16 protein-coding genes are annotated in these 15,535 nt (G+C 45.6%); 7 read left to right on the top strand and 9 right to left on the bottom strand.

All coding sequences use genetic code 11. The features are described from left to right. Positions 1-4: 4 nt before the first annotated feature. Both AOC21_RS07710 and AOC21_RS07705 read left to right on the top strand, forming a co-directional pair. Positions 5-220, top strand: a complete 216-nt coding sequence (locus tag AOC21_RS07710; protein WP_215391420.1) for a FixH family protein — start codon at positions 5-7, stop codon at positions 218-220. After that, positions 217-477 carry a hypothetical protein gene (locus AOC21_RS07705; protein WP_215391419.1) on the top strand — a complete coding sequence of 87 codons (261 nt, stop codon included), beginning with the start codon at positions 217-219 and terminating at the stop codon, positions 475-477. The genes AOC21_RS07710 and AOC21_RS07705 overlap by 4 nt, the downstream gene beginning before the upstream one ends. Here AOC21_RS07705 and fnr read toward each other — a convergent pair. Continuing rightward, positions 474-1,244, bottom strand: a complete 771-nt coding sequence (gene fnr, locus AOC21_RS07700) for a fumarate/nitrate reduction transcriptional regulator Fnr (RefSeq protein ID WP_215391418.1) — start codon at positions 1,242-1,244, stop codon at positions 474-476. The genes AOC21_RS07705 and fnr overlap by 4 nt on opposite strands. A gap of 76 nt (positions 1,245-1,320) precedes the next feature. Between fnr and AOC21_RS07695 the strand changes: the two genes are divergently transcribed. Further along, a complete protein-coding gene (locus AOC21_RS07695; protein ID WP_215391417.1) occupies positions 1,321-2,040 on the top strand; it encodes a sulfite exporter TauE/SafE family protein in 720 nt (239 codons plus the stop codon). On the opposite strand, the gene AOC21_RS07690 is transcribed toward AOC21_RS07695, so the two are convergent. Both AOC21_RS07690 and AOC21_RS07685 read right to left on the bottom strand, forming a co-directional pair. Continuing rightward, complete coding sequence (locus tag AOC21_RS07690) at positions 2,037-3,662, bottom strand: SulP family inorganic anion transporter (protein ID WP_215391416.1); 1,626 nt, start codon at positions 3,660-3,662, stop codon at positions 2,037-2,039. The genes AOC21_RS07695 and AOC21_RS07690 overlap by 4 nt on opposite strands. Before the next feature lie 35 nt (positions 3,663-3,697). Continuing rightward, positions 3,698-4,099, bottom strand: coding sequence for a DUF2177 family protein (locus tag AOC21_RS07685; RefSeq protein WP_215391415.1), 402 nt, complete (start codon positions 4,097-4,099; stop codon positions 3,698-3,700). A gap of 86 nt (positions 4,100-4,185) precedes the next feature. Here AOC21_RS07685 and AOC21_RS07680 point away from each other — a divergent pair, with 86 nt between their 5' ends. Then, positions 4,186-4,626: a universal stress protein gene (locus tag AOC21_RS07680; protein ID WP_215391414.1), complete on the top strand. Its 441-nt coding sequence runs from the start codon at positions 4,186-4,188 to the stop codon at positions 4,624-4,626. A gap of 48 nt (positions 4,627-4,674) precedes the next feature. Here AOC21_RS07680 and AOC21_RS07675 read toward each other — a convergent pair whose 3' ends face one another. Then, complete coding sequence (locus tag AOC21_RS07675) at positions 4,675-6,084, bottom strand: M23 family metallopeptidase (protein WP_215391413.1); 1,410 nt, start codon at positions 6,082-6,084, stop codon at positions 4,675-4,677. Between the two features lie 285 nt (positions 6,085-6,369). On the opposite strand from AOC21_RS07675, the gene AOC21_RS07670 reads away from it, so the two are divergent. Then, the gene (locus AOC21_RS07670) at positions 6,370-7,503 is read left to right on the top strand and encodes a mandelate racemase/muconate lactonizing enzyme family protein (protein WP_215391412.1); all 1,134 of its coding nucleotides are present in this window, start codon (positions 6,370-6,372) and stop codon (positions 7,501-7,503) included. 81 nt (positions 7,504-7,584) lie between these two features. Here AOC21_RS07670 and AOC21_RS07665 read toward each other — a convergent pair whose 3' ends face one another. The 4 genes from AOC21_RS07665 to AOC21_RS07650 all read right to left on the bottom strand — a co-directional run bounded on the left by AOC21_RS07665 (position 7,585) and on the right by AOC21_RS07650 (position 12,550). Then, positions 7,585-9,597 (bottom strand): TRAP transporter fused permease subunit, encoded by a 2,013-nt coding sequence (locus tag AOC21_RS07665; protein WP_215391411.1) that lies wholly within the window; start codon positions 9,595-9,597, stop codon positions 7,585-7,587. 97 nt (positions 9,598-9,694) lie between these two features. Further along, positions 9,695-10,645 carry a TAXI family TRAP transporter solute-binding subunit gene (locus AOC21_RS07660; protein ID WP_215391410.1) on the bottom strand — a complete coding sequence of 317 codons (951 nt, stop codon included), beginning with the start codon at positions 10,643-10,645 and terminating at the stop codon, positions 9,695-9,697. A 33-nt stretch (positions 10,646-10,678) separates the two neighbouring features. Next, positions 10,679-11,605, bottom strand: a complete 927-nt coding sequence (locus tag AOC21_RS07655; protein WP_215391409.1) for a dihydrodipicolinate synthase family protein — start codon at positions 11,603-11,605, stop codon at positions 10,679-10,681. Positions 11,606-11,620: 15 nt separating this feature from the next. Then, positions 11,621-12,550 (bottom strand): 2-hydroxyacid dehydrogenase, encoded by a 930-nt coding sequence (locus AOC21_RS07650; RefSeq protein ID WP_215391408.1) that lies wholly within the window; start codon positions 12,548-12,550, stop codon positions 11,621-11,623. 85 nt (positions 12,551-12,635) lie between these two features. Between AOC21_RS07650 and AOC21_RS07645 the strand changes: the two genes are divergently transcribed. Further along, a complete protein-coding gene (locus AOC21_RS07645) occupies positions 12,636-13,577 on the top strand; it encodes a 3-hydroxyacyl-CoA dehydrogenase family protein (protein ID WP_215391407.1) in 942 nt (313 codons plus the stop codon). A gap of 22 nt (positions 13,578-13,599) precedes the next feature. On the opposite strand, the gene AOC21_RS07640 is transcribed toward AOC21_RS07645, so the two are convergent. Next, positions 13,600-14,805 carry an MFS transporter gene (locus AOC21_RS07640; RefSeq protein WP_215391406.1) on the bottom strand — a complete coding sequence of 402 codons (1,206 nt, stop codon included), beginning with the start codon at positions 14,803-14,805 and terminating at the stop codon, positions 13,600-13,602. A 43-nt stretch (positions 14,806-14,848) separates the two neighbouring features. Here AOC21_RS07640 and AOC21_RS07635 point away from each other — a divergent pair, with 43 nt between their 5' ends. After that, the gene (locus tag AOC21_RS07635; RefSeq protein WP_215391405.1) at positions 14,849-15,529 is read left to right on the top strand and encodes a cytochrome b/b6 domain-containing protein; all 681 of its coding nucleotides are present in this window, start codon (positions 14,849-14,851) and stop codon (positions 15,527-15,529) included. Positions 15,530-15,535: the final 6 nt, after the last annotated feature.

The raw sequence follows: 15,535 nt of genomic DNA, 5'->3' as shown, positions 1-15,535 counted from the left end.
GCATATGATAGAAGAGCAAACTACTAAACCTTGGTTTAAACAGTTATGGCCATGGTTACTAATCAGCGGTCCTGCAGTTGCCATGATTGGCTGCATCATCACTATTTACTTGGCGATCAATTTATATGCGGATAAACCTTTGCGCGAAGGTCTTGTTAAGCAGGGTTTAAAAGTTGAGCAACTTAAAGATGTGCAATCAGATGCACAGGCAAAAAAATGAAGTCCCGCCTGCTAATCTGGATTTTGTGGCCCTCCTTTTTGGTGGCTGGTATGGCAGAGGGCCTTTTGTTCACTGTGATAAATCCACAAGATCTTTTATTTTTTGGTCATCATCCAGATATTGCTGATGAAGGCATCTACACCATTGGATTTTTTGCAATTTGGATTTTTTGCGCAATTTCTAGTGCGCTTACTGCTTATATCTTGCCTGGTATTGAAGCTTCGGATAGTAAAGAAATCGACCGCGGCTTACTTTAAGTGTGTTTTACAGGGATGTCTGCGCTGACGCAGGCTGATCTATCTGGGTTAGGGACCCCAGCAAGTTCATATAGACCATCCATATCAATCAGTTTGATATGGCGTTGCTTAATTTGAATGAGGCCTGACTCGGCGAAGCGCGACAGCATACGACTGACAGTCTCAATTTGAATGCCTAAATAGCTGCCAATATCATTGCGACTCATACGTAAATCAAATTCATTATTAAGATAGCCACGCGCTGCTAAGCGTTGTGAAAGACTCAATAAGAATGCTGCCAACCTCTCTTCTGCGCGCATCGTGCCCAGCGAAAGTAGGTGGCGCTGATCCTGAGTCAATTCACGACTCATGATTTTATGAAACTGATTTTGTAGGACTGGGATCTGGCGTGCTAGATCTTCAAAGGCCTCATAACGAATAATGCAAACTTCACTTTCTTCAAGAGCGATTGCATCAGATTGATAGTGGCCTTCGCCAATGCCATCAAGACCTAAAATCTCACCAGGAATGTGAAAGCCGATAACTTGTTGTCTACCATCTTGAAGGCAGAATTCTGTTTTGAGGGTGCCAAAGCGAACGCTATAGACTGCGCTTAGTGGGTCACCATGACGATAGAGGCTCTCGCCTTTCTGCAAGTGAACGCGCTCTTTTACTAAGGTATCGATTTTTGAAACTTCGGTGCTATTAAGACCTACCGGAAGGCAAAATTGACCCAGTACGCAGACTGAGCATTTGCTGGCTGGGCTATCGGTAGGTTTGTAATTCATATTTGAACGATTCTATAAGAGCAGTTTATTCTATTAATATGAAAATCATGGCTTTTACCTACTTTTTATTGATGTCATGCTAACGACCAGTCTGCTGTTAGCTGTGTTTCTGGGGGCCTTAGTGAGTGGCTGGCACTGCGCTTTGATGTGTGGTGGCATAGCCGCAGCCATTGAGCGACCTGTAGCCTTGGAGACCCCTATAAGAGCTAAATCCGAGCTTTTTTATCTACAGTTGATTATGCATTTGGGGCGTGTAACGACTTATGTCCTATTGGGTGCTTTAGCTGCCTCTATAGGAGTAGTGGTTTGGCAGCAAAACCTCATTCCGATACAGCGCCCTCTATTTGCTTTGACATCGCTGATCTTGATTTTGATGGGCATCCGCCTGCTAAGAATGGGTAAGTCAGAAGGCTTACTTGGGGGTAAATGGCTGAGTACCAAAATTGCAGCTTATTGGGCCAAATACTTGGGCCGTATCGCTAGCGGTCCATCCCGGTGGTTCAGCGGCATGCTGTGGGGCCTGTTACCTTGCGGATTGGTTTACAGCGTCTTACCGCTCGCATTTTTATCGGGAGATATTTTTACTGGTGCCGCATTGATGTTGGCATTTGGTTTGGGTACTTTGCCTAATCTGTTACTCATCTCTAAATTTTCAGCAGCGCTTACCCAGTTTGGACAGTATCGCTGGGTGCGCTATTTGGCTGCTTTACTTTTGCTGATTGCTGGTGGCTTTGGTTTATATCGTGCCTGGGTTTTGCCTGAAGCCCTTTTAAAAGGTGGCTTCTGTATTTCTTAAGAGCTTGCCGCCTCTATTCCGGAAGCAAGGTCTGGATATAAAGAGTCTTGCGATAGTGAAGCAATAAAGTCACTACGCTCTGCCATCTCTAAAGGTTGATGCGCCAAGCCACAAATGATCAATCGAATGTTCCGAATCTTGCATAAGTGTGCGAGTTCCATGATCGTATCCATACCGGATGTATCAATGTAGATCACATTCTTCAAGTCGAGCAAAAGTGTTTGTGACGGTAAGTTCGTCTCAATCTTTTCAAGGAGTTTTACTGCTCCAAAAAAGATAGCGCCATGAATGCGATAGGCATCAATTCTGCCTTGCTGATTGCTCAGTCCAGGGAAGTCACTGGCTAGCGCAATCTCGCAACGCGATAGGCTGGAGATACGATAAATAAAGGTGATGAAAGCAAGCAATAAACCGACCTCAACAGCAATGGTGAGATCTAAGACAACGGTCAAAATAAAAACGCTCAAAATAGTAATGCGATAAGGTAGACGAAATTGTTTGAGCTCAATAAATTTTTTCCACTCACCCATATTCCATGCCACATACATCAAGATAGCAGCCAAGCTAGCGAGGGGAATATTTTTAGCAAGGGGTGCTGCAAATAAGACGATGATCAGTAACGTGCCTGCGTGAACAAGGCCCGAGATTGGTGTGGAAGCGCCGCTTTCGACATTGGTAACGGTTCGGGCAATGGTGCCCGTTGCTGGCATCCCACCAAAGAATGGAATGGTGAAGTTGGCAATGCCCTGAGCCATGAGTTCTTGATTGGATTCATGGCGATCATGCATCAGGCCATCGGCAATCCGTGCGCAGAGTAAAGATTCAATGGATCCTAATAGAGCAAGCGTTAAGGCTGGCGCCACCATAAATTGAGCGCTATCCCAGCTTACCGGAATCCATTGAAAAGTGGGGAGTCCGGATGGAATGCCACCAAAGCGACTACCAATAGTATCAACAGGTAAGTTAAAAATACTGGCAACGATCGTCGCTACCACCATGGTGACTACAGTGCCAGGCAGGTGCGACAGCCAGCCTAGCCGCTTCTGAAATAATTTCCAGAAAATTAATAACGCAAGGCTAGCGCAGGCAAGGCCAAGCGCAGCAGGATTGAGGGTGTCGGCCGCTACGTAGAGCGCATGAACTTGTTGAAAAAATTGCGCCGGCATTTTTTCAATCCGTAGTCCAAAAAAGTCTTTTATTTGGGACAGGCCAATCAGAAAGGCGATGCCGTTAGTAAAACCAATAATGACTGCAATCGGAATAAAGCGTACCAACGTTCCAAGGCGGAATAAGCCCATCAGAAATAAAAATACTCCTGACATGGCGGTTGCTAGCAATAAATTTGGCACACCATAGCGCTCGACAATGCCGTAGACAATCACAATGAAGGCTCCAGCAGGGCCGCCGATTTGAACGCGGCTCCCACCGAGTAAGGAAATGATTCCGCCGGCAATAATGGCAGTAAAGATGCCAGCTTCAGGCTTTAATCCGCTAGCAATTGCAAAAGCCATGGCCAGAGGCAATGCAATAACACCAACGGTTAATCCCGCTAGAACGTCTTTTGTGAAGAGGGTGCTGTTATAGCCAGAAAATGAATCTAGTAGCCGGGGGCGAAAAAACATTATTGAGATGTCTTAATAATTTAAGAGATAAATATTCAGGAGATACGGTTGCCAACCCAATAAGCACAGCCTGAACATACAGCCGTCACAAAACTTCCCCAGGCAATATCAATGAAAGCCAATTGCGTTGGAAAGTTTCTCACTACCGCTAAATTGGTTAGGTCGTAAGTCATATAGCAAAATAGACCAAACAAGGCTCCATATTGCAGCGCATATATCCAAGACTGTTTTGATAGCGCTGGAACAATGACAAAAATACAGACGCCCAGTGCATAAAGAAGGTAGAACGCGAGTCCAGCCAGTAGTTTGGGTTCGCTTGCCATCAGGTCGCCCATCTCAGTGCGGTAGAGGTTTTTCGCAACCCCCAGGAGCCATACCAAATCGATTGCGATAAGGGCGATTAAAAATGAGAGGTAGATAGCAAAATTCTTGAGCAATTAAGTTACCTTTATTCTTTTATATACTAATAATAAGCATTATGATGGAAAGAGTAGAGTAGTAGTTCAATTTAAGAGGAGTTAATATGTTTAAGCATTTATTGGTGCCGGTAGACGGCTCAGATGTCAGCAAAAAATCCTTGAAGAAAGTGGCTGCACTTGCCAAGGCGGATGGTGCTGCGGTTACTTTAGTGTATGTTTCCGATCCTACGCCCCCGATGGCGTATTCAGATAGCACTATGGGCTATGGGATTTCTAAGAAACAGCATACTGAAGCTTGCGCGGCTTTTGCGCAGGATGTCCTTAAGAAGTCGACAACTGCGCTAGGCGCTGGTAGCAAAGTGAAAAGTCTTCACATTGAAAATAGTAATTTATCTGAAGGCATTTTGGCTGGCGCTAAAAAGGCGAAGGCTGATGTGATTGTCATGGCATCACATAAGCGCACAGGTATTAAAGGTATTTTGTTGGGTAGCGAGACTCACGAAGTCATCGTCCACGCAACTTTGCCAGTGCTAGTACTGGGTTAACTTACTCAGTGCTTAACAAAAGGGTCCAAGTGGACCCTTTTTTATTGCTTAGTTATGCTTGATCGGGCTACCTAACAGGAGAATTTCTCTAGTGAGTAGTCCACTTTCGTTATCTCGCATAGACCACAAATCGAGTTGAGTCTTAGAGCCATAAGGGTCAACATAAATCCCATTTTTTCTTAATTCAAAATGAAGGTGTGGTCCAGTGGATCGACCAGTTGATCCTACATAACCAATTTCTAAACCGCGCCGCACTTCATTGCCCAATTCAAGTTCTACGTTGTAATTGCTTAAGTGAGCGTAGTAGGTGTGGTAATTGCCTGGGTGCTCCAAAATGATCAAATTCCCAAATGCACCGCTGTAACCAATATGAGCCACTCTACCGTTGGCAACGCTAAAGATCGGCGTGCCGATTGGCGCGGAGTAATCAATGCCCATATGAGCGCGATAACGTTGTTTAGTTGCTGGAGCTGGAGCTGGAGTTGGGGCTGGGGCTGTAGTTTTGGCTGCTGGCGCTGTAGTTTTGCTACGTTTGCCTGAGGAGGCTCTCACCATGCCAACGCCCCTTGAAATACGGCGATAGCTCAACGGGTTGGTCCAGAAGGAGCGCTCAAGCGATTCACCAGTCCCCGTAAAGAAGCCACCGGGAATGTCGCTACGCTCCATCCAGAAGGCATTTGCAAATACTTCTTTGGTGGTGGGATCAATGATTTCAACGGCCCAAATTTGTGCCCACTTCTCTCGATCACCAAAGTCGACAATTAAACGCACAACACTATTAGTATTTTCTAGGGAATTATTTTCTTCTGGGTAAATTTGCTTGATCAGAGAGTTCAATTCCCATACCAGTTCAACCGGCAGTTGGTCGCTTACTTTGCGTGGATCATATAAAACATCTCTTAAGGGAATGCGTATTTCGGTTAGGCGCTTAGATTCATCCCTCAGGTAGTCCTGCTGAATTAAAAATCCACCAACAGCTGAAGGTGTAAATGTCCAAACTTCTGTTTTACTATCCTGGATAGGGCCGTTCATGATGCTTAATGAATCAAAACGATTTCGGCTACCAAAAGCAACTGCGTAAGGAATGCAGTCTCCACGCATGCGATCAAAAAACGTTTTAGTCTGACTTTTGAAAAATTCAGAAAACTGGCGGTTATCGATGCCAACACTTGACGGCAAATTATCTTCGTTAAAGTTGCGTCGTAAGCAGCCTTGGGCAACCCGGTAATCTAAATTAGCATCGCTATCGAGCATGAGCTCATCTGGTGATTTGCGCTGGAATAGGGATGGGTTCAGACTCATGCTACTGATCTTTGAGCCAGCACCCGCTGATTTATCTTTAAAGCCAACCTGTTTGGAAGGTTGAACAATTACCTTCTGGCGAGTTTGGTTGGCATTTTGCGCTTGAGCTGCATAAGCTAGGCCCGGAGTTGAGCTCAGAAAGGCGCAGCCAGACAAAATGATTATTCCCTTGGTGAACAGGGAGCTAATAGATGCGTTTTTATTCACCCCCCAATTATCTAATAATGTGAGGTCGAACCCGAATAAATATGTTGTGCTGCAGCAAAATCAATTCAGTCTTGATCTGGGGGCAGCCTACGGACCTCAAAGCCGGTACCTTTGGCAGTGCCAGTTTTGTTACTTTTAACTACATCTGTAGTGCTACCAGAAGCTGTGCCTATCTTGGGTGGAGAAAGATAAATGAAATTCTCGATACAATTATTTTTTGATTAAGGAGTGTAGATGCCGATTATTGAATCTATCCAAGTTGCCTCAGTGGCAGTGCCTTTAGATAAGGTCACCTCATTTTCTACGCGTACCGTATCTGAGCGTCACTATTGCCTTGTAAAAGTGCGCGGTAAAGATGGCAATGAAGGCATTGGCTTTTGTTATGTCGGTAGCGCTGGTGGAGATATCGCTAAGATTGCTGTTGAGCAACTACTTGCTCCAAAATTGATTGGTCAAAACAGTCATCGCAGTGAAGGTCTTTGGATGGAGATGTATAACGAATCCATCCTTCAGGGCCGTGCGGGCGCAGTAATGCGCGGCATCTCAATTTTGGATACGGGCTTATGGGATTTAAATGCCCGTTCAGCGGGATTACCTTTACATCAATACTTGGGCTCGGTTGTAGATGATCGTGTCCCGGCCTATGCTAGTGGTGGTTATTACTTGGATGGTAAAACTCCTGCCAAGTTAGGTGCAGAGATGGAGTCTTACGTAAAGCAGGGCTTTAAAGCGGTCAAGATGAAAGTGGGTCGCTTATCCCCTTCTGAAGAAGAAGCGCGCGTGAAGGCGGCTCGCAAAGCGGTAGGCGATGATGTATTACTGACTTTGGACGCTAACAATGCTTGGCGTGATTTGCCGACTGCACTGGAGTATGTGCGTCGCTTTGAGGCTTACAACCCTTACTGGATTGAGGAGCCGTTCTCGCCAGATGCAATTGATTTACATGCAGCATTGGCTCGTCAAACCAAGATCAACGTTGCTACTGGTGAAATGGAAGCAGGGCGCTGGCGCTTTAGAGAATTAATCGATGCTGGTGGCGCTGCCATTTTGCAATCAGATGCTGCAGTCTGTGGTGGCATTACCGAATGGCGAAGAATTTCTGCATATGCCGATTTAAAAGGCGTCATCGTTTGTCCACACTGGATGCATGATTTACATGCACCGTTAGTAGCTGCTACTCCGAATGCACGCTTTGTTGAGTTTTTCTTAGATGATCAAGTTCTGAACTTCCGCAGACTAATCAACAAACAACTCACCTTTAAGAATGGGGATTTGATTTTGCATAAAACTCCTGGATTGGGATTTGAGTTTGATGAGGCTGCTGTTAAAAAGTACGCAGGTAAGGCTGCTTGGAGCAAGATTACTTAAGTTAAGCAGTAGTCAGAAACAATAAAGCCCGCTATTGCGGGCTTTATTGTTTCGAAGATTCAATCCTCATTCAGGTATGCATCAAGAAGATCTCGGATTGAGCTTGAAGTGTGTAATGGTTTGCGTTACCAGAACCAAGCCAAACCCAATAAAGCCGATTAAGTCTGCTTCTGTAGAAGGGTAAGCTAGGGCAACACCAGAAATCACCATGATCACGCGTTCAAAGATCTTAGTCTTCTCAATGAACCAGCCTTGAAGCCCTCCTGCTAAGCAGATAATGCCAACAACTGCCGTAAAGGAAACCCAGGCAATTTGCATCCAGTCAGCTTGCTCTAAGGCGCTAGTAGATCCCATCAACAGCAAGCTCACACCGGATTTATCTAATACAAACATAAATGGAACTAGGATAGCTGGAGCTACATACTTCCAGGTTTGCAAGGTGGTCTTATAGGGATTGCCTTTACAAATTGCCGCTGCTGCAAATGGTGAAAGCGCAGTCGGAGGTGACACTTCCGAAAGAACAGCGTAATAGAAGATAAACATATGCGCAGCAAAAGCAGGTACGCCTAAATTAATTAAGGCTGGCGCTGCAATCACCGCACAAATAATGTAAGAAGCGGTAACTGGAACGGCCAGTCCAACTACCCAAACAACTAAGGCGGTAAAAATAGTCGTCAGCAAGAGTGAGCCGCCTGCGTACTGAATCACAATCGAGCTAAATTTCAGGCCAAGACCAGTCAAAGTAACGGTACCTACAATCAAGCCAGCCCCAGCGCAGGTAGCGGCAATGGCTAAAACGCCCGTTGAGCCAGAGGCAAGTGCTTTGGTTAGGTTGGAGTTGTAGAGTCCAGAGAGGATAGGCTCTTTTCCTTTAAACCATGCCCATGGAATAATGGCGGTATCTTCGCGCAACATACTTGATAGGGCTGAAACCACTGTCGCCCAAAACACCGACATGACAGGGGAGAAGCCCATCAGCATGAACACCACAATCGAGATGAGCGAGAAAAAATGGAACCAATATTTTTTGGTTAGTTGCCATGCAGTCTCAGTCGATGAAAACTGAATACTCTTCATGCCGTACTTGCGAACATCAATTTCCACCATGACAAATAAACCAAGATAGAAAAGAATGGTTGGAATAGTTGCCATGAGCAACACATCTAAATACGAAATCTTTAGGAAGTCAGCAATCAAGAAGGCTGCTGCACCGAGTACTGGTGGTGAGATGATGGCGCCAAGACCGCCGGCTGCCAAAAGTCCACCAGCAGCATTTTTTTCGTAACCCACTTTATCCAACATAGGAGCTGCGACTGAGCCAACCGTAACGGTCGTAGCTACACCTGAGCCTGATGGTCCACCCAATAAGAATGAAGACATCACAATGGTTCTGCCGACGCCTGAGGATTTGCCACCCATTGCAGCAAATGAAAAGTCGATAAAGAACTTACCCGCGCCAGTGAACTGCAAGAAGGCGCCGAAAATAGTGAAAAGAATAATGAGTGTTGCTGAGACGTCCACAGCAGTGCCATAGATACCTTCTAGTGTCATATACATATAACCCACTAAACGATCTAGACCGTAACCTTTGTGGGTCCAAGGTGCTGGCAAATAGTCACCAAACAGGGCATAAAGAAGAAACAAGACAGTGACCGTTACTAAAACCATGCCATTCGTTCTTCTAACGCTCTCGAGAATGAGCAGAATTAAGCCAATGCCAATCATGACATCGGTAGAGTTGGGGGCAGTATTTCTATCCATGAAATCATCGCCGCCAGTCAAAATGTAATAGGCGATGGCTACAGACCCTAGCGCAAACAGTGCATCCCAGAACATGAGACGGTTTTTGAAGCGAGCGGCTATTGGGAAGCTTAAGAAAACCAGGAACAGAACCAAAGCTACGTGGATCACACGCAATTGTTGCGTTGGAACAATAGAGTATGCGGCGTAAAGATGAAATAAAGACATGCCCACTGCTACCAGAGTGATGAACTTGGCTAGTAGGCCCTTGTAATCATTGGAGTCACCTTCTTCCTGTTTGATGAAGGCGTCTAATTTTTCTTGGGTTTCGTTATCTATAACGTTTTGATTCATGTCTCAACCTATTTTTTATATTGATGCGTACTTTATTTTTTGTCCGCTTTAAAACGAAAGGGGTGAGCTTGACTCACCCCTTATTGCAAAATTGAACTTAATTAACTTTGATGTTCTTTTCTTTGAAGTACTTTAAAGCGCCTGGGTGAAAATCAATCGGAGTTGATTTCACTTTTTGATTTTCCAAGCTGACATTCATGTATTCCTGATGGGTACGTACTAGATCAATCTTGTTGTCAAACATGGTTTTGACAATCTTATACGCTTGGTCATCCGGCATATTGGCATTCACCACGAGGATGTTTGCAACGGCAGCCACTTTATTGTCTTTAGCCATACCGCTATACATTGCCTTAGGAATCACTGTCGGGAAATATAAATTTCCATACTTCTTGTTCATGAGAGGTACTTCATCGGAGGTATCGACCATAACAATTTTCATGCCGGGGCTATTAGCTAAATCAGTAACAGCTGCTGTCGGTAAGCCACCAACCCAGAAGAAGGCGTCGATCTTACGGTCTTTAACAGCGTTAACAGATTCAGCAACGCTTAAGCGCTCGCGCTTTACATCTTTATCTTTATCAATACCAGCTGCTTCCAGTAAGCGAAAAGCCATTACTTCCGTTGCGCTACCAGGGGCGCCAGTGCTGATGCGCTTACCTTTTAAATCCTTCATGGATTTGATGCCAGTAGAGTCGACTGTTACTACGTGCATCAAGTTTGGATAGAGAACTACCAGGGTACGAAGATCCACTTTTTTACCAGCAAATTTACCTTCACCAATCTGAGCATCTTTTGCGGCATCGGCCATCGAAAAGCCAACATACGGTTTTCCTGTGCCAATGAGGTTCAAGTTATCTACTGAACCGCCAGTAACTTCTGCTGTGGCAGACATTCCAGGGACTTTGGTGGATAGGACAGAAGCTAAGCCACCACCCATCGGGTAGTAAACACCACCTGTACCGCCTGTTGCAATAGAAATATTTTGAGCACTAACACTTGCGCAAAGGAAGCTTAGTGATAAAGCAATTACCTTAAGTAGTTTCATGGTTGTCTCCTAATGATTTTTTAGTTTTTTAAATTACAGGCCTGGCATGCTGAAGTTAATTGCTTTTAGCTCACCAAGTAATTGGGCTTGTTGCTCAGCACTTAACTGCATGAGTGGTGGGCGCACTCTAAGCCACTCGGGATCTTTGCTGTAATGTGCAACGGCAGTCTTCATGCCGGCAATCATTTGATACTTGGCAAAAATGCCACGTACTTGATCTAAGCCTGCTTGACGTTCATCCGCATTTGATTCTGTCCAATGGGCTGCTAAATCAGCAATTGCCTTGGGGTTCACGTTAGCGGTAGCTGAGATACAGCCAACGCCACCAGCACGCAAAGCACGCATGAGGAATACTTCGCTACCTGCATAAACGCGGAATCCTGATGGAGCTAAAAGCTTAATCACTGATTCTGTATAAGCCCAATCGCCAGAGCTATCTTTCATACCCACAACAGTCTTTGGATATTCCTTCACTAAGCGCTCAAGCAAAGAGAGGCTTAAGGTCACTTTGGTGACTGGTGGAATGTTGTAAATATAAATCTGTAATGCGGCGCTACCTACTTTTTGAATCACTTCTGAAAAATAAGCAAATAAGCCATCATCAGTAACGTCTTTGTAATAGAAGGGCGGCAACATTAATACGCCTGCGCAGTGATGGTTCACTGCGTGTCGTGTCATATTGACTGTGGCATCAATCGAAGTTGCACCAGTTCCTGGCATCAAGTGCTCAGGTTTTAATCCACCTTCAATTAGGGTGGTCAATGCGCTCATCTTCTGTGGAGCGGACATGGAGTTTGCTTCTGAATTCGTACCAAAGATCGCCTGCCCAACACCATTGGCTTCTAGCCATTGGCATTGCTTTAGTAGCTTAGGCGCATCCGGGCTTCCGTCTGCCTTAAATGGTGTAAGTACAGGGGATAACACCGCAGGTAAGGTGGAAGGGTGCAGAGAAATCGTCATGCTGGCTCCGTTGTTTTAGTTATTTACTTCCGATGGAAGTGTTTGGTGTTTAAAGAAGGCTTCTAAATTATCCACAGCTAAGTTGGTCATGGCTATCCGTGTTTCCGAGGTAGCGCTCCCAATATGTGGTGCTAACAATACATTATCAAGGCTTAAAAAAGCAGCTCTTGGATTTGGCTCATTTTCGAATACATCTAAGGCAGCGCCAGCAATCTTTTTATGTTGCAGTGCATATAAAAGGGCATCCTCATCCACTACGCTTCCACGGGCTATGTTGACTAAATATCCTGAGGGCCCCAAGGCTTCCAATACCTTGGCATTAACCATCTTGTCGGTATCTGGAGTTGCAGGGCAGGCTAAAAATACGATGTCACAGGCATTTGCCAATTCATGAACGCTTGGAAAGTAGTTGTATGGCAAAGGCTTTTGAGTGGGTCCTGAGTAGGCAATTTCCACTTTAAAAGGCTCTAATCGCTTGGCTAGGTCTTGTCCAATGCGACCCATCCCAGCGATGCCTACGCGCTTGCCAGCTAGGGTGCTGGTGAGCCTAAAAGGCGCCTTTGACCAAGCGGTACTTTTGACGTGCTCCTGCGCCTGCGGTAGTTGACGAAGCAGAGCCAGCATCATGCCGATGGCAAGTTCGCACACGGCATCATTCAAAACACCAGGAGTATTGCTTGCTTTGATGCCCTTTTCTTTCAAATAAGTCAAAGGAAGGTTGTCGTAGCCAACACCACAGGTTGCCACCATACGAATACTGGGAATCTGCTCAACAAGGGCTTGCGGAAGCTTGGTATTAGAGCGAATCAAGATAGCCTGAAAGTCTCCGACTGGGGGAGGCGCATTCAGATCTAGGTGATGAATCGGGGTAAAGCGCCGATCTATCTCTGCCTGCATAATTTCAGGGAAATGGCCGACCTGCAGCACCGAATTGACGGGGATCATGTCTCACTAACTTTTTTATTGAAATAATGGTCTCATTGTAAGAGGATTTTTTAGAAAAAGTCCGCCCCCATTTAGGAGAAAGTTCATGTTATTTACCCCAGCCGAAACTAAGGTAGTGATTGTCGGTGGTGGCACGATGGGTGCCGACGTAGCAGCTGTTTGTGCGCGTGGTGGTTGCGCTGTTCAAGTTGTTGAGCCAACTACTGAACGACGAGCTCTCTTGCCTGATTATTTTGCAAATACTATGACTGAGCTTGGTTATGAGCATCGCATTCATTTGCTTTCAGTTGCCGGCACACTTGAAGAGGTGGATTGGTCTGATATCGATTTAGTGATTGAGTGCGTGCCTGAGCGTTTAGATATTAAGCGCGAGTTATTTGCCAAGTTGGAAAAATATGCAAAGCCTGAGGCAGTCTTGGCGAGTAATAGCACAAGCTTTCCGATCAGCGAAATTGCAAACGGTCTTAAAACGGCTGCCCGTATGATCGGCCTACACTTTTTTATGCCGGCGCATTTGGTGCCTTGCGTAGAGGTGGTTTATGGTGCGAAGACTTCGCCCATGGTTGGAGAAAGCCTTTCACGTTTGATGACTGCGTGCGGCATGGTGCCTGTTACTGTTAAAAAAGATCTCCCAGGTTTCTTAGCCAATCGTCTTCAACATGCTTTGTCACGTGAAGCTTTCTCGATGGTGGATGAAGGTATTTGCACTCCCGAGGATATTGATAAGGCCGTTCGTTTCGGCTTTGGCTTTCGCTACATTGCGGCAGGTCCAGCCATGCAACGAGATCATGCAGGCTTAGAGGTGCATGGTGCCGGAGGTACCACTATTTATCCAACATTAAATAATGCGCCCACGATAGCAAAGTGCTTGAGTGATCGCATTGCGAGTGGCAAGTTTGGTATGAAAACCGGTGAAGGTTTTTTTAAGTGGACTGCTGAAACGATTAAGGCTGAACGTGAGCGCTATCAAGAGGCTTTGCGTGCAGGCTTGAAGATCATTCAAAAAGATCTGCCGGAAATTAAGTAGCAATAATTTCTTGAGGCGTCTACTAAGAGATATCTTTCAGATGTAGTTTGCCAAGATGCGGGGCAAGGCGATAGGTGATGAAGACGATCGCTATTGTTGCTGCTCCGCCGAAGACGATAGACGGCACTAAGCCTATCAAGCTAGCAGCGATGCCGGATTCAAGTGCGCCTAATTCATTGGATGAGCCAATGAAGATGCCATTGATGGCACTGATTCTGCCGCGCATGTGATCGGGTGTTGTGAGCTGCATGATGCTGCCACGAATCACTACGGATATAGAGTCAAAACATCCGGAGATAAATAAGAAGAAGGCGCAGAGCCATAAATTACTAGAGATGCCAAAGGCAATAATCGCTGCACCAAACCCTGCAACCGAAATCAGCAGATATTTTCCAGAGTCCGTCAGAATGGGGTGCCTAGCCAGGTAGATGCCAGTAATCACAGCACCAGCTGCAGGGGCAGCGCGCAAAATCCCTAGAGTTTCCGGCCCTGCATTGAGTACCTCTTTGACAAAAGCGGGAAGTATGGAGACTGCGCCACCGAAGAGAACGGCAAACATATCGAGCGCCATGATGCTCAAAATGAGCTCATGCTTTCTGACGTAATGAAAGCCCTCCAAAAAACTCTTGAGGAAGTGACCAGATAAATTGCTCGACTTTTCCTGCACAGCATTGATGAAGGTAATGCCATATAAACCGACTGCTCCAGAGAAGGCGGCCAGCAAGTAGGTCCACTCAAGACCAGCAAAGCCAATCATGAGTCCACCCAAGCCTGGTCCAGTTACCACGCATATCTGAAAAGCAGAGGATGCATAAGCCGTGTAACGCGGCAATTGGTCTCGGGGAATGATTTGCCCAAAAAGCGCTTGATAGGAAGGTCTCAGTAGGGCGCGGCCAATACCAATGAAAGCTACAGCGGTGTATATCAATGGCACCGGAGGGGAAAGCCAGCCGAGTGCAATAGCAGTCAAAAATAAGCCAACGGCAATATGAATGCTGCAGGCTATCGCAGCAATCCATTTGCGAGAGTGGTGATCAACTGCATGTCCTGAATACAGCGCTAGTGCAAAGTAGGGAACCAGCTCAGCAAGACCAATAAGTCCAAGAGAAACAACGCTATTCGTGATCTCGTAAAGATGCCAGCCAACCGCTACCATCGTAATTTGATAGCTTAGTGTCGCGCCAACGCGATACAGCAGTAGGGTTCTAAAGGCTTTGCCAGGATTCATGAATTACCTCCATTTTAGAGGAGAAGAGGATTATCCTTAAGTTATGAAGAAAATCATTCGCGTATGGGACTTGCCAATCCGTGTATTTCATTGGCTCTTGGTGGTTTGTATCGCCGGCAGCTTTCTGACTATCAATTTGGGTGATCAATTCATTCAATGGCATGCCTATTTCGGTTACAGCATTTTGACTTTGTTGATCTTCAGAATCATCTGGGGGTTTGTTGGCTCAACCCATGCTCGCTTTTTATCTTTCATTCCAAGTAAACAAGCAATTTTCGATTACTTGCGTGGGCGCTCACCCCACGTTCTTGGTCACAATCCAATAGGTGCGATCTCTGTATTTGCGCTACTTTTTGTCTTAAGTATTCAGGTGTTTACAGGATTATTTGTTGATGATGAGGTGTCCTTCAAAGGGCCCTTAGAGAAGTATGTCTCTGGTTCGGTCTCTTCATTTTTATCGGAGATTCACGAAGGCAATCAAGTAGTGATACTGACCCTGATTACAATACACATTGCTGCCATTATCTTCTACAAGAAATTTAAAGGTGAAGATCTGATTAAGCCAATGATTAGTGGCGATAAAGAAATTGACCCAAGCGAGGAGGCAAAATATTTGCCGGCTGACTTGGGTCGGGCCTCCAAGGATGGAGTACTACAGCGCGGTTTTGCTTTAGTGCTATTAAGCGTGATCGCGGTAGTAGTTGGTTACCTGATTACGAAATAACGATCA

It is taken from the genome of Polynucleobacter sp. VK25 (assembly GCF_018687355.1).
GTDB lineage: Bacteria > Pseudomonadota > Gammaproteobacteria > Burkholderiales > Burkholderiaceae > Polynucleobacter.
This window is presented reverse-complemented; position numbering and strand designations above follow the sequence as displayed.

Excerpts from the sequence above, each read along its gene's own strand:
- AOC21_RS07660 (WP_215391410.1), bottom strand. The coding sequence starts at position 10,645 with ATGAAACTACTTAAGGTAATTGCTTTATCACTAAGCTTCCTTTGCGCA.
- AOC21_RS07710 (WP_215391420.1), top strand. The coding sequence starts at position 5 with ATGATAGAAGAGCAAACTACTAAACCTTGGTTTAAACAGTTATGGCCA.
- fnr (WP_215391418.1), bottom strand. The coding sequence starts at position 1,244 with ATGAATTACAAACCTACCGATAGCCCAGCCAGCAAATGCTCAGTCTGC.
- AOC21_RS07635 (WP_215391405.1), top strand. The coding sequence starts at position 14,849 with ATGAAGAAAATCATTCGCGTATGGGACTTGCCAATCCGTGTATTTCAT.
- AOC21_RS07645 (WP_215391407.1), top strand. The coding sequence starts at position 12,636 with ATGTTATTTACCCCAGCCGAAACTAAGGTAGTGATTGTCGGTGGTGGC.
- AOC21_RS07705 (WP_215391419.1), top strand. The coding sequence starts at position 217 with ATGAAGTCCCGCCTGCTAATCTGGATTTTGTGGCCCTCCTTTTTGGTG.
- AOC21_RS07655 (WP_215391409.1), bottom strand. The coding sequence starts at position 11,605 with ATGACGATTTCTCTGCACCCTTCCACCTTACCTGCGGTGTTATCCCCT.
- AOC21_RS07680 (WP_215391414.1), top strand. The coding sequence starts at position 4,186 with ATGTTTAAGCATTTATTGGTGCCGGTAGACGGCTCAGATGTCAGCAAA.
- AOC21_RS07670 (WP_215391412.1), top strand. The coding sequence starts at position 6,370 with ATGCCGATTATTGAATCTATCCAAGTTGCCTCAGTGGCAGTGCCTTTA.
- AOC21_RS07690 (WP_215391416.1), bottom strand. The coding sequence starts at position 3,662 with ATGTTTTTTCGCCCCCGGCTACTAGATTCATTTTCTGGCTATAACAGC.
- AOC21_RS07650 (WP_215391408.1), bottom strand. The coding sequence starts at position 12,550 with ATGATCCCCGTCAATTCGGTGCTGCAGGTCGGCCATTTCCCTGAAATT.
- AOC21_RS07695 (WP_215391417.1), top strand. The coding sequence starts at position 1,321 with ATGCTAACGACCAGTCTGCTGTTAGCTGTGTTTCTGGGGGCCTTAGTG.
- AOC21_RS07640 (WP_215391406.1), bottom strand. The coding sequence starts at position 14,805 with ATGAATCCTGGCAAAGCCTTTAGAACCCTACTGCTGTATCGCGTTGGC.
- AOC21_RS07665 (WP_215391411.1), bottom strand. The coding sequence starts at position 9,597 with ATGAATCAAAACGTTATAGATAACGAAACCCAAGAAAAATTAGACGCC.